We start from the raw sequence: 19,049 nt of genomic DNA on the forward strand, positions 1-19,049 counted from the left end.
CGGTGATAGGAAGGTCTTCATGACTCTGCCGGATCTCGCGCGTACCGTCGGCCACCGCGTCGTCGTGGCTCAGGTCACGGAATCGCCGATCTCGACCACCGAGCACGAGAACCTGGTGAGTGACCTGGCTGCCGGCGCCGTGGTCGGCTTCGCCGGTGTGGTCCGCGATCACGACCACGGGCGCTCCGTGACCGAACTGGAGTACACCGGTCACCCGTCGGCCGGTGAGGTACTCGCGGAGATCGCGGCGGAGTTCGCCGCACGAGACGGCGTCGAGGCGATCGCGGTGAGTCACCGCATCGGTCCCCTGAAGCTCGGCGACACCGCGCTGGCCTGCGCGGTCAGCACCGCCCACCGCAGCGAGGCGTTCGCGCTGTGCGCGGAACTCGTCGACACGGTGAAGGCCCGGCTGCCGATCTGGAAGCGCCAGGTCTTCGTCGACGGCTCCGACGAATGGGTCGCTTGCCCCTGAGCGGGGCACCTTCTGGGCCGCTCCGCCCGAGGCCGTAACGAACGGCCGTTACGATTGAGGTTTAGTCAGGAATGTTCCGCCGAAAAGGAACTCGAGTGTGAAGGTTTTGATCACCGGCGGCGCCGGCTTCATCGGGAGCACGATCGGCTCCGCCTGCCTGGACGGCGGGATCCAGCCGGTCATCCTCGACAGCCTGGTCACCGGACGGCGGGAATTCGCCGAGGGGCGCCCGTTCTACGAGGGTGACATCGCCGACGGCGCGCTGATCGACCAGATCTTCACCGATCACCCCGACATCGACGCGGTCGTCCACTGTGCCGCGCTGATCGTCGTCCCGGACTCGATGGCCGACCCGCTGCGGTACTACCGGGAGAACGTCGCCAAGTCGATCCAGCTCGTCGAGCATCTGGCGCGCAACGGGTGCGAGCGGCTGATCTTCAGCTCATCGGCGTCGATGTACGGCACCGAGGACGACTTCTCGGTCGACGAGAACTCGGTGATCGACCCGCAGAGCCCGTACGCCACGACCAAGGTCATGGTGGAGAACGTGTTGCGTGACGTCGCCGCCGCGACGTCGCTGCAGACGCTCTCGCTGCGGTACTTCAACCCGATCGGCGCCGACCCGCAGCTGCGCACCGGTCTGCAGGTGGCCCGTCCGTCGCACGCGCTGGGCAAGCTGGTGCAGGCCTACGAAGACCGGGTGACGTTCTCCATCACCGGTACCGACTGGGACACCCGCGACGGCACCGGCATCCGCGACTACGTCCACGTCTGGGACCTGGCCCGCGCGCACGTCGAAGGACTCCGCCGGTTCGATCGGATCGTGTCCGGATACCGGGTCATCTGCCTGGGCAGCGGTACCGGGACGACCGTGCGGGAGCTGGTGAACGCGTTCGAGGCGGTCATCGGCGAGCCGCTGCCGCACGAAGACGCTCCGGCGCGGCCCGGCGACGTCGTGGGCGCCTTCGCCCGCAACGGCCTGGCCCGTGAACTGCTCGGCTGGGAGCCGAAGTACGCCGTGGAAGACGGCATCCGCCACTCACTCGAGTGGGCCGAGATCCGTCCGCAACGCCTGCACGAAGTCAGCTGATGGGCAGGCCCACCACGATGTCGCCGGTGGGCTGGCCCGAACCACCCTCCGGCTCGACCGTGAACGCCACCGCGTCACCCTTGTCGAGGTTGAGCACCAGGGCGGTGCCGTCCCGCCCCTCGGTCGACAGGATCTTCACCGACTTCATCTGGTCGTTCCGGATGCGCCACAGCTCGTAGGCCTGCTTCGGCTCGATCTCCGGCAGGTCGGTGAACGTCACGACCGCGGCCTTGTTCTCCTCGGAAAACACCGACGAGAGCCGAATGCCGGTCTTGGTCGTCGTGCGCTTGGTGGTCGCGTCCGGCGCGGTGAGCACGGTCTCGATCCGTTCCAGGCGATCCTGCTCCGAGGCGATCAGACTGCGCTGGTCGCGGGCTCGCTGCTCTTCGACCTCGAGCGTCAGCGTGACCGCGCAGATGACGAGTGCACAGGCGAGAACGAGCATCGTCAGCAACCGGCGCCTGCGGGTGGGGGCGTCCTTCGCTACGTCGGTCATCGGAAGCTACTCCCAGCCGGGGCCTGTGTTCACCGCTCACTCTGCCCGGTCGGCGCCACTTTTCGGAATTTCAAGCGGGCTGGGTGCGGAGGTAGCGAGCGAAGTGTGGCACGGTGAATGCCACCGTCCCCCGTTCGGCCGAGTAAATCAGGCCCTTCTTAATGAGGCTGTCACGCGCCGGAGACAGGCTGGACGGCTTGCGGCCGAGTGAGACCGCGATCTCGGACGTGGAGACCGCGTCGGACTCGCTGTCGAGCCCCGCCATCGCCCGCATGTACTCGCGCTCGGCCGGGGTGGCCCGTTCGTAGCGGGACCCGAAGAACCCGACCGCCAGCTCGGCTTCCGCCTCGGGGGCGGCCACCTTCACGTCCGCCGCGGTGATCGGCGAGCTCGGGGCGACGTCCCAAGTCACTTTGCCGTAGGCCTGGACGAAATACGGATAACCGTCGGCGGCCTCGTACAGCGCGCTCAGTGCGTCCTCGTCGAACGTGGCGTCCTCGCGTCGAGCCGGCGCCAGCAGCGCCAGGTCGGCCGCCGGACGGTCGAGGCGATCGATCCGGACGTAGCGGAACAGCCGCTCGGAGTACGACTTGCTGGCCGAGAGCAGCGCGGGCAGGTGCGGCAGGCCGGCGCCGACGACGATCAGCGGCGCACCGGTCTGGGAGAGCTCGTGGCAGGCCGCGCACAGCGCGGAGACGTCGTCGGCACCGAGGTCCTGCATCTCGTCGATGAACAGCGCGATGCCGGTGCCGACGTCGGTGGCGAGCTCGGCGGCGTCGGACAGCAACTCGGTCAGGTCGATCTCGATGTCACCGGAGTCGGCCCGACCGCTGACCACCGGTCCGTCGATGCCGGGCTGCCAGCGGTCGCGGATTTTGCCGCCGGCCGGGTTGGACCGGAGTGCGAAAGCCTTCAGCGTCCCGAGGAAGTCGTCGATCCGGTCCAGAGCGCGGTGGTGGGACGAGAGTTCGCGCACCGCCATGTGCAGCGCGCCGGAGAGCGGACGGCGGAGCGCCTGGTCGGGGCGCGCTTCGATCTTGCCGGTACCCCACTGACGGCCGATCGCCTGCGAACGCAGCGCGTTCAGCAGCACGGTCTTCCCGACGCCACGCAGGCCGGTGCAGATCATCGAGCGCTCGGGCCGCCGGCGGGAGACGCGCTCGAGCACGATGTCGAACTGGTCGAGTTCGCGATCACGGCCGGCCAGTTCCGGCGGCCGCTGGCCCGCGCCGGGGGCGTAGGGATTACGCACGGGGTCCATGCGCTAGGACCGTATCGGGGTTTCTAGCGAAAGCCTTAGATTTGGCTAGATCGAGCTCGACGTGTCGCCCGGATCCGCGGAAGCCTCGGGTCGGTTGGCGCGGAACCAGCGGTCGGAGACCGGCTTGTCGGCACCGTCGGCCAGCTGGTCCCGGCTGATCTGGATGATGCTGTTCCGGTGGACCTCGTCCAGCGCGATGCCCGGCGTCCGCTTGGGCAGCGGGGGCTGCCGGTCGAGCGGGACGCGGTCGGGCGTGACCAGTGCGCGCCGATCGGCCGAACTCGACGGACGCACGGGCGTGACCGGATGCCGTGACGTACTCGTGCGAGCCGAGGAGTTGCGGGGACGAGGAACAGCGTGGGTCATGAATGAGTCCCTTTCCCGGCGGCGGAACACTTCAGTCGCGCTGACCCGGGTCACGCGGATCGGCGTCCAACGGTTCAGTGTTCGTCGGTGTTTGTCCGGACGAATATGTCGCGTTGTATATCAGCCCAAATGCTAGTGGTGGTGCGCGAGGGGGGAGAGTTGGCACGTAGCCGGTTCTACGGGATTCTTCGGAAATTCCTAGATTTGGTTAGACCGGGCTACGGAGCTCGATCAGGCTGATCTCCGGTGGCGCGCCCACGCGCACCGGCGGACCCCAGTAGCCCACGCCACGGCTGACGTAGATCTGGCTGTCGCCGTCGGTCGCGTGGCCGGCGACGACCGGCTGCTGCAGCGGCACCGCGAGCGTGAACGGCCACATCTGGCCACCGTGGGTGTGCCCGGAGAGCTGCAGGTCGACACCGCGGTCGACGGCTTCCGGCCACTGCACCGGCTGGTGGGCCAGCAGGACGACCGGGCGGTCCCGGTCGCGCCCGTCCAGCGCCTCGGACAGGTTCGCGCCGTGCCCCGGGACGCCGGAGTCCGCGGCCGTGACGTCGTCGACGCCGGCCAGGTCGAAGCCGTCCGCGCCGCCGATCTGCAGCCGGCGGTTGCGCAGCACGTCGACGCCGATCGTCGGCAGGTACTCGACCCACTCGGCCGCGCCGGAGTAGTACTCGTGGTTGCCGGTGACGAAGAACGTGCCGTCGGCCGAGCGCAGGTCGCTCAGCGCCTTGGCGTCCTCGCCGAGTTCGGCGACGCTGCCGTCGACCAGGTCACCGACGACCGCGACCGCACCGACGTCGAGGGAGTTGACCGTGCGGACGACCCGGTCGAGGAACGGGCGGCGGAGGGTCGGGGAGAGGTGGATGTCGGTGAGCAGCGCGAACCGGTAACCGTTCATCGACGGGTCGAGGCGGGGCAGCGTGATCGTCATCCGCTTGACCCGCACGTGCCGCGCCTCGCTGATCCCGTAGCCCACCGTGCCGAGGGCCGCCACCCCGGCGGTGAGCGCGGCCGCGCGCCCGAGGAACACCCGCCGATCAACTGCGGCACGGTCATCGCGGGGGCCGGGATCGGAGGGCTCCGCCCCGGCGTCGTCGGCTCCGCCCGCGGGCCCGACGGCAACGGCGGCGCGGCTGACCGCGCGACCTCGGCGGGCGATCGACGCCCGGGCGATCCAGCGCACCGGCTCCAGAGCCAGGAGGAACAGGAACAGGTAGAACATCACGGCGATCCAGAGCGGGCCGCCCCAGCTCACGATCGTGTCGAGGGGGCTCGGGAGCGACTCCGGACTGCCGCGCAGGCCCATCATCGCGAACCCGATGATGCCCACGGTCGCGCCCGCACCGATCCACCGCGCCCGGCGCGACCGGAACGGCGTCGCCACCATCCGCCACCAGAGGTAGAGGTGGATCCCACCGATCACTCCGACTACCAAGACCACGATCGCGAGGATCCGCCCGACGTTCACTGCACCTCTCTCAATGGTTCTAGCAAAATCTCTAGACTTTGCTATAGAGCTCGATGAGGCTGATCTCGGGCACCGCCCCGACCCGCACCGGCACGTAGGCATTGCCGATGCCGCTGGTCACGTAGAGCTGGCTGGCGCCCTCGACCGCGCGCCCCGCGAGCACCGGCTGCTCCCGCGCCACGACGTAGTCGTACGGCCAGGCCTGCCCCGCGTGCGTGTGCCCCGACAACTGCAGGTCGACGCCGTAGCGGACCGCGTCCGGCCACTGCTTCGGCTGATGGGCCAGCAACACCACCGGCCGATCCGGGTCCCGGCCGCTCAGCGCCGCGTCCAGGTCCGCGGACTGACCCGGCCACTTCCAGTCCCAGTCCTCCGCGCTCACGTCGTTGACGCCGGCCAGGTCGAACCCGCCGAGGTCCACCCGTTCGTTGCGCAGCAGCTTGACCCCGAGTGTCGGCAGGTAGTCGAGCCAGTCATAGAGGTCGTATTTGTACTCGTGGTTGCCGGTGACGAAGTACGTCCCGAGCCGGGAGCGGAGGTTCGCCAGCTCGGCGGCGTCGTGGCCCAGGTCGTGGACGCTGCCGTCGACCAGGTCACCGACGACCGCGACCGCGTCGGCGTTCAGGCCGTTGATCTGCTCGACGACGCCGTGCAGGAACGGGCGTCGCAGCGTGTGCGAGAGGTGGATGTCGCTGATCACCGCGAACCGGAAGCCGTCGAACCGGGGGTCGAGCTTGGCCAGCGTGATCGGCACCCGTTTGACCCGCACGTTCCGTGCCTCCGCGACTCCGAACCCCACCGTCCCGAGCGCCACCGCCCCGGCCGTCACCGCGGTGGCCCGGGCCAGGAACACCCGCCGGTCGAAGGTCCGGCTCACGTCGGCAGGCGGTCCGGCGTCCGCATGGGCGACCGGAACCGGTGCCGGACGGCGGGCCCACAACACGTGCGCCGCCAGGCGCACCGGCTCGAGCACCAGCAGCACGAGCAGCAGGTAAAAGAGCGACGCCAGGTACAGGCACCCGATCCAGGCCAGCACCGTGAGGAACGCCGGACCGCCGAGACCGGGACGCAGCGCGAACGGAACGCAGGCGATCAGCGCCACGATCCCCAGCGCACCCAGGATCCGGGCCCGCCGCGACCGGAACGGCGCACCGAACAGGCGCCACCACACCCAGACGTGCACTCCGATGACCAGGGCCAGCGGAACGAGCAGGAAGAGGAACCGCACTAGCCCCGCCGGTGTCTGTTGGTAGCTCTACGACTCTCTAGCGCCGCTGCTAGAAAGCCCTAGCGGAGCCTAGGGCCACCGCCTGAAAAACAGCTGAGGGCCTAACCCCCGGCGAACGGCGGGAGAACGTCGACGGTTCCACCGGCCGGGAGCGGTGTCTCGAAGTCTCGCGCAGCGACACCGTTGACCAGGAACGAACACGCGGTGAGCACCTTCTCGAGATGCCCGCCGTGCGCCTCGGCCAGCTGGGACCGCAGCTCGGAGAGCGTGTTCGCGCTGGCCGGCTCCTCCTCGACACCCGCCGCGGCGCGCGCGCCGGCGAAGTACCGAACGGTGACGTTCACTCAGCCTCCAATAGCGGACATCGGACGATCCGGCTGCAGGAACGAGGGATCGTCGATTCCGTGCCCGGCCAGCTTGCCCCACATCGCCATCCGCCACCGATCCGCGATCTCCTCGTCCGAGGCTCCGGACCGCATCGCCCCCCGCAGATCGGTCTCTCCGGACGCGAACAGGCAGTTGCGGACCTGGCCGTCGGCGGTCAGCCGGGTCCGGTCGCACGAACCGCAGAACGGCCTGGTCACCGACGCGATCACACCGATCTTCGCCGGCCCGCCGTCGACCACCCAGGTCTCGGCCGGGGCCGCTCCGCGATGGGCCGGGTCCGGTGTCAGCGTCCACCGGGTCTGCAGGAACCCGAGGATCTCGGACGCGGTCACCATCGACGACCGGTCCCAGGCGTGCTGCGCGTCCAGCGGCATCTGCTCGATGAACCGGAGCTCGTGGCCGTGCTCGAGCGCGAACTCCGCGAGCGCGACGGCCTCGTGTTCGTTCACGCCGCGGAGCAGGACGCTGTTGATCTTCACCGGCGTCAGCCCGGCGACGGTCGCGGCCTTCAGCCCGGCGAGCGTGTCGTCCAACCGGTCGCGGTGAGCGAGCTGCCGGAACGTCTCCTGGTCGAGCGTGTCGAGCGAAACGTTGACCCGGTCGAGACCGGCGGCGGCCAGCGTGGGCGCCAACCGCGCCAGCCCGATCGCGTTGGTCGTCAGCATCGTCTCCGGCCGCGGCCGGAGCGCGGTGGTCGCGCGCAGGATCTGCACCAGCCCGCGGCGCAGCAGAGGCTCGCCGCCGGTGAAGCGGACCTCGTTCACACCGAGCCACTCCACCGCGATCCTGATCAGCCGGACGACCTCGTCGTCGGAGAGCAGGCGGTCGGACGGCAGCCACGGCAGCCCTTCCGGCGGCATGCAGTAGCTGCACCGGAGGTTGCACTTGTCGGTCAGCGAGACTCGCAGGTCGGTCGCGACGCGCCCGAACCGGTCGACCAGCCCGGCCTCACCCACGGGTCGATCGGCCATGCCGGATCGCTGGATCGGCACGGCCGGCAGTCCGAGCGGAACCACAGCCATGTTTCCGAGCGTAACCGGCGTAGGTTGGAAGTGAGTCGGTCATACGACTCGGTAGCCGACGAAATCGGTGCCATGGGGTGCGGCGACCCTCCATCCTGAGGCGTATGACGCAGGCCACCCTGCCCCCGTTGAATCGATGGATCTGGGCCGTCGCAGCGGTCCCCACCGGGGTGCTGCTCGCGCTCTCCGGCCGGTACGGCTACCACCGCGACGAGCTCTATTTCGTGCTCTGTGGCAAACACCTGAATTGGGGCTTCGTCGATCAACCCCCACTGACCCCGGCGATCGCCCGGCTCATGGACACGATCGCGCCCGGCAACCTCACGGTGCTCCGCACACCCTCGGCCCTCATCGCCGGGTCGTGCGTCGTCCTGGTCGCGCTGATCGCCCGCGAGTTCGGCGGTGGGCGGGCCGCTCAACTCCTGGCCGCCGTCCTGGTGGCGACGTCGTCCGGGTTGTTCGCGTTCGGTCACCTGCTCAGCACGACCACCGTCGACGTCGTCCTCTGGCTGGTCGTCCTCTGGCTGACGTTCCGCGTGCTGCGGACCGGCGACACCCGGTGGGCGCTGCTGATCGGTGTGGCGGCCGGCGTCGGGATGTTGAACAAGTACCTGATCGGGTTGCTCGCGATCGGGCTGATCGGCGGGCTGCTGATCGCCGGGCCACGGCGGCTGCTGCGTGACCGCTGGGTGCTGGCCGGGCTCGCGATCGCGGTGGTGCTGGTGGCACCGAACCTCGTCTGGCAGGCCGCGCACGGGTTCCCGCAGCTCGACGTCGCCGGTGAGATCGCGTCCGGGGACAGCTCCTACGCCGGGCGTCCGGTCGCGCTGGCACTGCAGTTGGTGCTGGTCAGCCCGATCGCGACCGCCGTTTGGGTGACCGGCCTGGTCGCGCTGTTCCGCCGGGCCGAGTTCCGGGCGCTGGCGTGGGCCGCGGTCGTGATCTTCGCCCTGCTGCTCCTCGGCGGTGGCAAGGGCTACTACGACGTGCCGATGCTGCTGGCGCTGACCGGCGTCGGCTCGGTGCCGGTCGTCGGGTGGGTCTCCCGCGGCCGGGTGGCCCTGCGGCGGGCCCTGCTCGCCGTCGCCGTGGTTTTCTGCGCTCTGACGGACGCTTTCCTGATGCTGCCGCTCGCCCCGGTGTCGTCGATTCCGGACGCCGTGGTCGCGATCAACTACGACGCGGGCGAGACGGTCGGATGGCCGGCGGCGGTCGACTCGATCGAGCGGGTCACGCCGCCGGGCGCGGTCGTTCTCACCAGCAACTACGGCGAGGCCGGAGCGCTGGCCCGGTACGGGGACGTGCCGGTCTACTCGGGGCACATGAGCGTGGCCGACTTCGGCGTGCCGCCGGACTCGGTGTCCACGGTGATCGCGGTGGGATTCGACGACCCGGCGTACTTGCGGCGGTTCTTCGGATCGGTGGAGCGGGCCGGGTCGGTGGACGTCGGAATCGACATCGACAACGAGGAGAACGGGGCGCCGATCTGGCTGTGCCGTGACCGCCAGGGTTCCTGGGGGACGATCTGGCCCCGGATCCGCCGGGTGTGATCCCGGTCCGGCCGGTCGGCGCCGTCGCCGGGACACGGCTCGACCGACCCTAAGCGGCCGACCAGATCGCGTGGACGGCCATCGCGGCGTCGGCAGCCTGGGCGCGGCCGGCCCGGGCGCTCGGCGCCCGGCGTGCGGGGTCGAGCACGTTCCGGCCGAACGCGGCCTTCGCGGACGGGTTCGGCGTCACGACCGCGACGCGGGCCGAGTCGCCGAGCTGGGCCACCTGTGCGGAGACGGCGGGTATCGGGCCGCCGCCCCGGGGGATCGGTGCCAGCACGACGATCCGATCGCACCCGGCGGCCAGGTCGACGTTCGCGGCCGACCGGACGCCACCGTCGATGTAGTCGCGCCCGTGGATCTTCACCGGCGGCCACACGCCAGGCACCGCGCAGCTCGCCGCGACCGCGTCCACCAGCGGGACGCCGCTGGTGCGGTCGAACGGTTCGAGTTCGCCGGTGTCGGCGTCGACGGCGGTCAGCACCAGCCGCCGGGCCGGCCACTCGTGCACCGGCAGCCGGGACTCGAAGACCTTGCGCCGCTCGTCCGGTGGCACGGTCCGCGTCCGCTTGGCCAGGGCGCCGACCCGGAGACGGAACCGCTGCGGGCTGCGGCTGGTCACCGCGGCGAACCCCCAACGCAGCATCATCGAGGTGGCCATGCCGGCCGCGATCTCGTCCGTGGGCGGCTCGAGCTGCCGCAAGTACAGGTCCTCGACGTCGCCGCCGGTCGCGATCACGGTGCCCACCACCGAACCGGCCGACGTCCCGACGATCAGATCTGCGGTCGTCAGATCGACGCCCGCGTCCAGTAGCCCGGCCAGTAGCCCGATCTCCCAAGCTATGCCGGTGACCCCGCCCCCGCCGAGTACCAGTGCACTCCCCGTCATCCTGTGAATTCTGACGGTTATCCGGGCTCGTGGGAGCGGAATGCGCTGTTCGGCCCGGGTGTCGGGCGTCCCGGTCCGGGTCTCCGGCGGCCGTCGACGGCGCGGCGCGTCAATCGACGAGAACCAGCCGGACGTCCGTGGCGCCGCGGGCGGCGGCGATGATCCGGGCCTCGTCTTCCAGGTCTTCCCGGATGGGCCGGAACCCTTCGACGGTGATCGTCAGCTTCTTCCCCGACGTCTTCGGCCGCCAGAAACCGACGATCTCACCCTCGGCCAGCACCGCGCCCGGGTTCCCCAGTGGACGCCAGAGCGCCTTCTGTTCGGCCCGCTCGGGTACCAGCAGGTCACGGTTGCGGGTCTGCAGATACGGGTCGCCCGGCGGCAACAGCCGGACGAGGTCGGGCGCGGCCGGTTCGCGCAGTGCCGCCTCCTGCGATGCCGGGATCCAGTACCCGGCCCGACCGTCCACTCGCACCTCGACGAGGTCGTCGGGCCAGTCGTCCGCGACCGTGGCCCTGCTCGCGGCGAAGTAGGCGGCGACCTCGGCCTGCGTCGCCGGTCCGTGCAGGCGGAGGTACGCGCGGGCCGGCTCGGTCAGCCGGGTCCTCGCCGGTATCGTCCAGCCGGCGATAGGGGCGATGACCAGCGGCGTCGTCCCCGGCTCGATCCGGACGCCGCCCAGCAGCCCGGCGATACGGAAAAGCTGGTCGGAGAGGTGGTCGACCTTGCAGCCGGGGCAGGAGTACGTGAGGTCGGGGAGTCGCGCGGACAGAGCCGTGCTCAAGTCGCCCTTGCCGACCGGCTTCGTGACGATCTCGTGCATCGCCGCGGCGGCCGCCAGCACGGCGTCCACATCGAGGCCGGGAACCCGGGCCGACGAGGCTCCGAGCCTGGCCTTGGCGTCGGCCTCGTCCCGGGGCCGCAACGCGGCCGCCAGTGCCGGGACCTCGGCCGGGCGGTGCACGAACGGTGCACCGCGGGCGCCCCAGACGGTGATCAGGTCGTCGTCGAGCGCGGCACCGCGAACCGCCGACGCCTGCCTCGCCGAACCGGCCGGTGTGTCGGCGACCCCGAGATCGAGCACGGCGAGCTCGTCCGCTGAACGGTCGAGCTGGTGTGCGCCGATGCGGTAGGCCAGCACGGTGGCCCGGTCGACATCGAGGGACTGTGCCATGGCGTCATACTGGCGGACGTGGACGGGGAGCTGAAACAGCGGCTGCTCAGCCGTTTCCGCTGGATCGACCCGGGCGAGTGGTGCGATCACCTGCTGACCGACCGGTCCGGATGGTGGCGCGACCCGGTTCTCCTGGACGCGCTCGGCCCGGCGCTGGCGGCGCTCGCGCCCGAACCGCCGACCGTGGTCGTCGCGCCGGCGACCAGCGGGTTCCTGCTCGGGCCCCTGGTCGCGCGGTCGCTCGGGGTCGGGTTCGTCGAGGCGTACCGCGACCTGAGCGGCGCCGAACTCGCCGACGAGCTGATCACCCGCAGCAGCGGCCTCGGGCACGACGGGCGTCCGGTGGTGCTGGGCGTCCGTGCCCGGCACCTGAGCCCGGGCGACCGGGTGCTGGTCGTCGACGACTGGATCGAGACCGGTGCGCAATTGGCCGCGCTCGTCGAGATCGTCGCCGCGTCGGGCGCCCGGTACCTCGGCGCGGCCGTGATCGTCGACGGCGCGCAGCCTGACGTCCGGAACAGATTGTGCGTTCGCGGGCTCGTCCGTGAGGCCGAGCTCGACGATCACCACTACACCTGACGGACCGCGACCGGGGCACACAAAGGCGCGGAATACCTGGATGATCACTAAGGTGTCGCAAGCGCCACCAAAGGGACGGTTGGCCCTCAGACGAATGGGCGAGACAGATGGGCGCACGGCCCCTTCTCGCCGTGCCGGAGAGTCGGACGAGTACCGAACGGGCATCCTAGGGAAGGTCCGTACGCAGACGCGTCACGCTGTGTTGTCAGGGGTGGACCCGTCGATGCCAACGAACCCGCACCTCGGGGACCCGGTGGTGTCGCCACGCACCGGCGTGGTCGCCGCGTGCCTGTTGGCGCTGGCGATCGCGGCCTTCGACGTCGCGATGCCGGGGCTGCAGTTCGTCGGTCTCCTGGTGGCGCCGCCGTTCCTGGCGGCCGCGCTGTCGACCTACCGGTCGACGTTCGTGGTCGGAACGCTCTGTTTCGTTCTGGGCACCGGGCTGGGGATGTTGAACGGCGCCGCGCTCGATCCGCGGCAAGTGCTCCGGCTCGCCGCGATCCTGGTTTTCACCGCGCTGGCGGCCTGGCTCAGCATGCTCGGCGACCGGACGACGAAGCGCGTGGCGACGCTGAGCAAGCTCGCCGTGGTCGCGCAGCAGGCGGTGTTGCGGCCACTCGGACCGCGCATCGGCGGGATGAACGTCGCGGTGCGGTATGTATCGGCCAACGCGGAGGCCGACATCGGCGGTGATCTCTACGAAGCGCTGAGCACTCCGTACGGCACCCGGGTGCTGATCGGCGACGTCCGTGGAAAAGGCCTGGAGGCGGTGCGGCTGGCCAGCAGCGTGCTCGGGTCGTACCGGCACGTGGCCCACGAGCGGGTCGACCTGCGGGCGATCGTCGCCGACCTCGACCGGGCGGTCGCGCGGTCGGTCGGTTACGAGGACTTCGTCACCGCGTGCCTGATCGAAGAGCGCGGCGGTCAGCTGACCGTGCTCAACTGCGGCCACCCGGCACCGTTGCTGCTCCGGCAGGGGACGGTGATCCCCCTCGAGCCGCCGTCGCCGGCGCCGCCGCTGGGCTTCCTGCCGGTGGTGCGGCCGCGGGTCGAGCGGCTGGAGCCCGGCGACCGGTTGCTGCTCTTCACCGACGGGCTGGCCGAGGCCCGGCAAGACGGTGAGTTCTTCCCGATCCGTGAGCGGGCCTGGCGCATCGCCGGGCACGGCACGGTCGAAGACGGGTTGACTTCGCTGGTCAATGCGCTGCGGGGCTGGGTGCACGGAGTCCTCGACGACGACATCGCGCTGATCCTGCTCGAGTACACGGGAGTCGAGCGTAAGGCTGATGCGCCGAGCGCGGCCCGCCCCACGTGGGAGTGGGACCCCATCTCGGGTGACTGATATCGCGTCCGCTCAGGTCCTGACGGCGTGGGTCGATGGCACGGCGACCGTCCCCTCACCCCCCGGATCCGGCGCCAAAGACGCCATTGTTGATTGGCTGCGTTAGCAGCCTGCTGTCTTCTCTCTCGCGACGGTCAGTCGTTTTTGTCATTCCGGCGCGCAAAGTCGCGGCTAGTGCCGCTTGTGAGCCCCCTCACTGTCACCCGGATGACGATTACCGGCCGGTAACATGGCATTTGTTACCGACCGGTATACCGATCGGTATGGCCTGTCACCGCGGCGGGCCGTCGGCACGGGAGGACATGCCGCGATGAGCCACTACAAAGCCAATCTGCGCGATCTCGAGTTCAACCTGTTCGAGGTCTTCGGCGCGGGTGACCGTCTGGGTCAGGGCGCGTTCGAGGCGATCGACGAAGACACCGCCCGCGCGTTCCTCGCGCAGACCGTCGAGCTCGCGGAGGGGCCGCTGGCCGAGTCCTTCGTCGACGCCGACCGCAACCCGCCGGTCTTCGATCCGGCCACGAGCTCGGTGACGTTGCCCGAGTCGTTCAAGAAGTCCTACCGGGCGTTGCAGGATTCCGAGGCCTGGCAGCTGGACGTGCCGCCGGAGCTCGGTGGCATCCGCAGCCCGCGCCAGCTGGTCTGGTCGATCTCCGAGCTGGTGCTGGGCGCGAACCCGGCGATCCACATGTACGCCAGCGGCTACGCGTTCGCCGGCGTCTTCCACAAGCTGGGGACGCCGCAGCAGAAAGAGTGGGCCAAGCTCTTCGTCGACAAGCACTGGGGCTCCACGATGGTGCTGACCGAGCCGGACGCCGGTTCGGACGTCGGCGCCGGACGCACGAAGGCGATCCCGCAGGCGGACGGCACCTGGCACCTCGAGGGCGTCAAGCGCTTCATCACCTCGGCCGAGCACGACATGGCCGACAACATCATCCATTACGTACTGGCCCGGCCGGTCGGTGTCGAGGGCGCCGGCGGCCCCGGCACCAAGGGCCTGAGCCTGTTCATGGTGCCGAAGTTCCTCTTCGACGACGCCGGCAACCTGGGTGAGCGCAACGGCGCCTACGTCACGAACGTCGAGAAGAAGATGGGCCTCAAGGTCTCCACGACCTGCGAGCTGACGTTCGGAGACAAGAATCCGGCCGTGGGTTACCTGGTCGGCGAGGTGCACGACGGCATCCGGCAGATGTTCAACATCATCGAGGCCGCCCGGATGATGGTGGGCACGAAGGCGATCGCGACGCTGTCGACCGGCTACCTGAATGCGCTGGACTACGCCAAGAGCCGTGTTCAGGGCGCCGACCTGACCCGGCAGACCGACAAGACGGCGCCGCGGGTCACGATCATCCACCACCCGGACGTCCGCCGGAGTCTGCTGCGGCAGAAGTCCTACGCGGAGGGTCTGCGGGCGCTGGTGCACTACACCGCGTCGGTGCAGGACCAGCTGATCCTGGCCCGCGCAGCGGGCGACCTCGACGCCGCCGAGGCCCTCGAGCGGCTGAACGACCTGCTGCTGCCGATGGTCAAGGGCGGCGGGTCGGAGCGGTCGTACGAGCTGCTCGGCGCCGAGTCGCTGCAGACGTTCGGCGGCTCCGGCTTCCTGCAGGACTACCCGATCGAGCAGTACATCCGGGACGCCAAGATCGACACGCTCTACGAGGGCACCACGGCGATCCAGGGCCAGGACTTCTTCTTCCGGAAGATCGTGCGCGACTCCGGCAAGGCGCTCGGCGTACTGGCCGGCGAGATCGCGGCGTTCATCGAGTCGGAGAGCGGCAACGGCCGGCTGAAGAACGAGCGCGCGCTGCTCAAGACCGCGCTGGACGACGTCCAGGCGATGATCGGGTGGAGCGTCACGCAGCTCATGTCGATGCAGGAGGACCCGGCCAACATCTACAAGGTCGGTCTCAACACGACCAGGGTGCTGCTCTCGACGACCGATCTGGTCGTCGGGTGGCTGCTGCTCCGCCAGGCCGACGTCGCCCAGCAGGCGCTGGACGGCGGTTCTCCGGAGGTGGACTTCTACACCGGCAAGATCGCCGGGGCGCGGTTCTTCGCCGCCACGGTGCTGCCCGAGCTGTCGGCCCGGCGTGCGGTGCTCGAGGCAACCACTCTGGACGTGATGGAGTTGCCCGAAAGCGCGTTCTGACGGCTAACGCCTGCTTGACACGTACCAGGCCGTCATGGTTTCGGCATCCCGTCGTACCCTGGGTGGAGTAGCGTCGGCGGCGGTCACACGATTCGCGTGTCAGACAGGCCTTTGCCGGGTAGGACGAGCGGCATCTGGCAAAAAACGACCGGGAGGTCGACATGGGTATCGGCGCGGGGCTCTTCCTCATCGCCCTGGGCGCAATTCTTGCCTTTGCCGTCACGGTCGACCTGCAAGGCATCGACCTTCAGGTGATCGGCTGGATCCTGATGCTCATCGGGATCGTCGGGATTCTGATCAGCGTCTTCTACTGGGGTCCGCGCAAACGCGCGAGCGCCACGACGCGGGAGCGGATCTACACCGACGACCCGACCCAGCCGCCACCGCCGCTGTAGAACTTCACCGAGAAACCCCCGGGCCCGCGCCCGGGGGTTTCTGGCTTCTAGGAGGTCTCTCCCCGGAGCATCAGGACGAGTTCGGACGGGGCACCGGGGACTATTCGGATCGGGATGCCCCAGTCCTGGCGGCTGAGGTGGCAGGCCGGATTCGGGCCGTCCACATCGCAGCTCGCCGCGTGCGCGCTGACCTGCAGCACGCCGTCGCCCTCCTCGGAGGGCTCCTCCTCGTCGTTTTCGGTGGCGAGGACGATCCGGCGTTCGAGGTCGGTGGTGACGCCTTCACCGCCCCGCAGGACGTCCGGCGGGTTCGCCGAGATCTCCAGACGCGTCGACGGGCCGTAGCGGTCGTCGAGTTTCTGGCCGGCCGGCGGCTCGAACACGACCTTGATCTGGATCTCACCCGGGCTGAGCTCGACCGGCGGACGCTTCGTGCGGTGGCGGGTGCCGGTGATCTGCTGGGCTTCGCCGGGCGGAACCGGCCTGGTCACCCGGTGCGCGGCCGACTCGACGACGACCAGCGTCCCGTCGACGACGACGGCACCGGACGGCTCGGCCACGTCCGTGGCCAGAGTGGACACCTCGTCCGCGACCGGGTCGTAGCGGCGGATCGCGTTGTTGTACGTGTCGCAGACCGCGATCGACCCGTTCGGCAGCACCGCGACCCCGAGCGGGTGCTGGAACAGGGCGTCGTCCGCCTTGCCGTCCATCGCGCCGAAGTCGAACAGGCCCTTGCCGACGGCGGTGTGCACCCGGAAACCCTCGGCGCTGTTCTCGATCCAGCGGAGCGCGGAGCTCTCGCTGTCGGCGATCCAGAGTTTGTCGTGGTCGGCGGCGAGGCCGGACGGCTGGGCGAACCAGGCCTGTTCCACCGGGCCGTCGCGCAGCGACTCGACCGTGGTGCCGGCGAACACCGCCAGACGGCGGGCGACCGGGTCGTAGGACCAGAGCTGGTGAGTCCCGGCCATGGCGATGATCACCGCGTTCGCCGGCTCGTACCAGACCACGTCCCACGGGCTCGACAGCCGGGCCTCGAGCGGATCGACCGGGATGTCGACCGGGTCGCCCGGCGCTCCGCGCCAGACTTCTCCGGTACCGGCCACCGTGGTGACCGTGCCGGTCTCGAGTGCCAGCCCGCGCAGCTTGTGGTTGACCGTGTCCGCGATGAGGACGTCGTAACCGGTCCGGGTTGCGACGTCGGACGGGAGAACACAGACTCCCTGCGGTTCGGAGAACCGGGGGTCGGCGCCGTCCTTCGCGCCGCGGGTGCCGTCGCCGACGCGCCGCAGCACGGTCTCGCCGTCGGGCTCGAGTTCGACGATCGAGTGGTGGGCGGTGTCGCTGACCAGGAAGTTGCCGTTCGGGAGGAGCGCGATCTTGCCCGGGAAGCGGAGTTCGGTGTCGTCGTGTGCCGTCTTCGTGGGCAGCTCGCCGGTCGTGTTCAGCGTGCCCTTCGCGGTGTGCTGCTCGATGAGCTCGCGGATCAGCCGGCGGAGCCCCTCGGCGTGCCCCTCGCCGGACATCGACGCGACGAGGTAGCCCTCGGGGTCGATGACGGCCAGCGTCGGCCAGGCGCGGGCCGCGTACTGCTGCCAGGTGAGCAGCTCCGGGTCGTCGAGGACGGCGTGCGGGACGTCGTAACGCTCGACGGCGGCTTTCAGGGCCTCGGGGTCGCGCTCGTGCTCGAACTTCGGCGAGTGGACGCCGACCACGACGAGCTCGTCGCCGAACTCCTCCTCGACCGGCCGCAGCTCGTCGATCACGTGCAGGCAGTTGATGCAGCAGAACGTCCAGAAGTCGAGCAGGACGATTCGGCCGCGGAGTTCGGCGAGCGAGAGGTCGCGGCCGCTGGTGTTCAGCCAGCCGCGACCCTGGAGCTCGGGGGCCCGGACCCGGAAGGTTGCGCGTGTCACGGCCCTAGTCTGCCGGTCGGCCGGACCCGGTGCCGGTCAGTCCTCCTCGCGGAGGCGGAGTCAGTCCTCCTTGCGGAGGCAGAGGACGTACTCGTCTTTGAAGTTGACGAAGGCGTCGGTGGTGTCGGGTGGGCAGGAGCCGTCTTCGACCTTGGTGGTGTCGTTGACCCGGCTGATGATCTGGTAGGCGCCGTCGCTGTTGCAGTCGACGGGGACGGCGCGGTCCTTGTCGCCGGAGGATTCGCGCTTGATGCACTTGCCGCTGGAGTAGTCGCTGCCGACGACGGAGTCGGCCACCCAGAAGGCGCCGCCGACGCAGAGGACGAGGACGACGACGGCGGCGATCAGGCCGGCGATGATCGGGCCGCGGGTGTACCAGGGTTTCTGGGGGCCGCCCGGGGGCTGTGCGCCCGGAGGAGCGGTTTGTGGGGGGGCTCCGGGCTGGCCGCCCGGGGGAGGCCCCTGGGGCGTCTGAGGCCCGGTGGGAGCCCATCCGCCCGGGGCGCCGGGGGTACCGGGTCCGCCTGGGGTGCCGGGGCTTCCCGGGGCGCCGGGGGTGCTGTAGGCGGCGGGCCCGCCGGGGCTGCCCGGCATGCCGGGGCTGCCCGGCATGCCGGGGCCGTTCGGGTGGCCGTAGGCGCTGGGGGCGCCCGTTGCCGGGGGTGGGCCGCCGGGCGCGGGGGTGCCCGGCGCTGGGGTGCCTGGTGCGGCGGGTCCTGGACCGACGGTTCCCGGGGCGGGGGCGGCGCCGTAGGCCTGGGCGGGGGGTACGTAGCCGCCGGGCGGGGTGCTCTGCTGCTGGGGGGAGCCGTACGGGGCGCCGGTCGGAGGCGCCCAGGCCGGGCCCGCGCCGCTGGTGGGCTGCTGGTGGGTGCCGGGAGTCGGCGGCGGAGGCTGCGGCGCCGGCGCGGCCGGCTGCTGCGGAGTCGGCCCGGCCGGAGGCTGCTGCGGAGGCCCGGACGTCGGGTACGCGGCGGTCGGCGGTGCTGACGTCGGGCGGGGTCCGCCGGAGGTCGGGTAGGCCGCGCCGGGGGCTCCCGAGGTGGGGTACGCGGCGGTCGGCGGTGCTGACGTCGGGCGGGGTGCGCCGGAGGTCGGGTAGGCCGCGCCGGGGGCTCCCGAGGTGGGGTACGCCGCGGTCGGCGGTGCTGACGTCGGGCGGGGTGCGCCGGAGGTCGGGTAGGCCGCGCCGGGGGCTCCCGAGGTGGGGTACGCGGCGGTCGGCGGTGCTGACGTCGGGCGGGGTGCGCCGGAGGTCGGGT

17 protein-coding genes and 1 pseudogene are annotated in these 19,049 nt (G+C 70.5%); 7 read left to right on the top strand and 11 right to left on the bottom strand.

What is annotated here, in order from left to right:
• The first annotated feature begins 19 nt into the window (after positions 1-19).
• Positions 20-472 (top strand): molybdenum cofactor biosynthesis protein MoaE, encoded by a 453-nt coding sequence (locus ACIBZJ_RS38365; protein WP_395938542.1) that lies wholly within the window; start codon positions 20-22, stop codon positions 470-472.
• 97 nt (positions 473-569) lie between these two features.
• Positions 570-1,562: a UDP-glucose 4-epimerase GalE gene (gene galE / locus ACIBZJ_RS38370; RefSeq protein ID WP_395938543.1), complete on the top strand. Its 993-nt coding sequence runs from the start codon at positions 570-572 to the stop codon at positions 1,560-1,562.
• Here the strand turns inward: galE and ACIBZJ_RS38375 are convergent.
• From ACIBZJ_RS38375 to moaA, 7 genes are all read right to left on the bottom strand, one after another.
• Entirely contained in the window at positions 1,555-2,058 is a 504-nt protein-coding gene (locus ACIBZJ_RS38375; protein WP_395938544.1) for an anti-sigma factor, read from the bottom strand. The genes galE and ACIBZJ_RS38375 overlap by 8 nt on opposite strands.
• Positions 2,059-2,128: 70 nt before the next feature.
• Complete coding sequence (locus ACIBZJ_RS38380) at positions 2,129-3,319, bottom strand: AAA family ATPase (RefSeq protein ID WP_395938545.1); 1,191 nt, start codon at positions 3,317-3,319, stop codon at positions 2,129-2,131.
• A gap of 45 nt (positions 3,320-3,364) precedes the next feature.
• Positions 3,365-3,613 carry a hypothetical protein gene (locus ACIBZJ_RS38385; RefSeq protein WP_395938546.1) on the bottom strand — a complete coding sequence of 83 codons (249 nt, stop codon included), beginning with the start codon at positions 3,611-3,613 and terminating at the stop codon, positions 3,365-3,367.
• A gap of 280 nt (positions 3,614-3,893) precedes the next feature.
• Positions 3,894-5,156 (bottom strand): metallophosphoesterase, encoded by a 1,263-nt coding sequence (locus ACIBZJ_RS38390; RefSeq protein WP_395938547.1) that lies wholly within the window; start codon positions 5,154-5,156, stop codon positions 3,894-3,896.
• 31 nt (positions 5,157-5,187) lie between these two features.
• Complete coding sequence (locus ACIBZJ_RS38395) at positions 5,188-6,384, bottom strand: metallophosphoesterase (RefSeq protein ID WP_395938548.1); 1,197 nt, start codon at positions 6,382-6,384, stop codon at positions 5,188-5,190.
• 101 nt (positions 6,385-6,485) lie between these two features.
• The gene (locus ACIBZJ_RS38400) at positions 6,486-6,728 is read right to left on the bottom strand and encodes a MoaD/ThiS family protein (protein ID WP_395938549.1); all 243 of its coding nucleotides are present in this window, start codon (positions 6,726-6,728) and stop codon (positions 6,486-6,488) included.
• A complete protein-coding gene (gene moaA, locus ACIBZJ_RS38405) occupies positions 6,729-7,742 on the bottom strand; it encodes a GTP 3',8-cyclase MoaA (protein ID WP_395938597.1) in 1,014 nt (337 codons plus the stop codon).
• Positions 7,743-7,897: 155 nt separating this feature from the next.
• Between moaA and ACIBZJ_RS38410 the strand changes: the two genes are divergently transcribed.
• Positions 7,898-9,343, top strand: coding sequence for a glycosyltransferase family 39 protein (locus ACIBZJ_RS38410; protein WP_395938550.1), 1,446 nt, complete (start codon positions 7,898-7,900; stop codon positions 9,341-9,343).
• A 49-nt stretch (positions 9,344-9,392) separates the two neighbouring features.
• Here ACIBZJ_RS38410 and ACIBZJ_RS38415 read toward each other — a convergent pair whose 3' ends face one another.
• Together ACIBZJ_RS38415 and ACIBZJ_RS38420 are read right to left on the bottom strand one after the other, a co-directional pair.
• Positions 9,393-10,232, bottom strand: a complete 840-nt coding sequence (locus ACIBZJ_RS38415; protein ID WP_395938551.1) for a patatin-like phospholipase family protein — start codon at positions 10,230-10,232, stop codon at positions 9,393-9,395.
• 109 nt (positions 10,233-10,341) lie between these two features.
• Positions 10,342-11,406, bottom strand: a complete 1,065-nt coding sequence (locus tag ACIBZJ_RS38420) for a DNA glycosylase AlkZ-like family protein (protein WP_395938552.1) — start codon at positions 11,404-11,406, stop codon at positions 10,342-10,344.
• A gap of 18 nt (positions 11,407-11,424) precedes the next feature.
• On the opposite strand from ACIBZJ_RS38420, the gene ACIBZJ_RS38425 reads away from it, so the two are divergent.
• The 4 genes from ACIBZJ_RS38425 (at position 11,425) to ACIBZJ_RS38440 (ending at position 15,874) form a co-directional block, all read left to right on the top strand.
• Positions 11,425-11,985 (top strand): phosphoribosyltransferase family protein, encoded by a 561-nt coding sequence (locus tag ACIBZJ_RS38425; RefSeq protein WP_395938553.1) that lies wholly within the window; start codon positions 11,425-11,427, stop codon positions 11,983-11,985.
• Between the two features lie 223 nt (positions 11,986-12,208).
• Positions 12,209-13,327: a PP2C family protein-serine/threonine phosphatase gene (locus tag ACIBZJ_RS38430; RefSeq protein ID WP_395938554.1), complete on the top strand. Its 1,119-nt coding sequence runs from the start codon at positions 12,209-12,211 to the stop codon at positions 13,325-13,327.
• Between the two features lie 310 nt (positions 13,328-13,637).
• On the top strand, positions 13,638-15,479 hold the full coding sequence (locus ACIBZJ_RS38435; RefSeq protein ID WP_395938555.1) for an acyl-CoA dehydrogenase: 1,842 nt from the start codon (positions 13,638-13,640) through the stop codon (positions 15,477-15,479).
• A 161-nt stretch (positions 15,480-15,640) separates the two neighbouring features.
• Positions 15,641-15,874, top strand: a complete 234-nt coding sequence (locus tag ACIBZJ_RS38440) for a DUF6458 family protein (RefSeq protein WP_395938556.1) — start codon at positions 15,641-15,643, stop codon at positions 15,872-15,874.
• 47 nt (positions 15,875-15,921) lie between these two features.
• On the opposite strand, the gene ACIBZJ_RS38445 is transcribed toward ACIBZJ_RS38440, so the two are convergent.
• The gene (locus tag ACIBZJ_RS38445) at positions 15,922-17,787 is read right to left on the bottom strand and encodes a redoxin domain-containing protein (RefSeq protein ID WP_395938557.1); all 1,866 of its coding nucleotides are present in this window, start codon (positions 17,785-17,787) and stop codon (positions 15,922-15,924) included.
• 570 nt (positions 17,788-18,357) lie between these two features.
• A pseudogene (locus ACIBZJ_RS38450) lies at positions 18,358-18,453 on the bottom strand (YbaB/EbfC family nucleoid-associated protein); the annotation flags it as partial.
• Positions 18,454-19,049: the final 596 nt, after the last annotated feature.

The organism is Cryptosporangium sp. NPDC051539, from assembly GCF_044454545.1.
Classification (GTDB): domain Bacteria; phylum Actinomycetota; class Actinomycetes; order Mycobacteriales; family Cryptosporangiaceae; genus Cryptosporangium.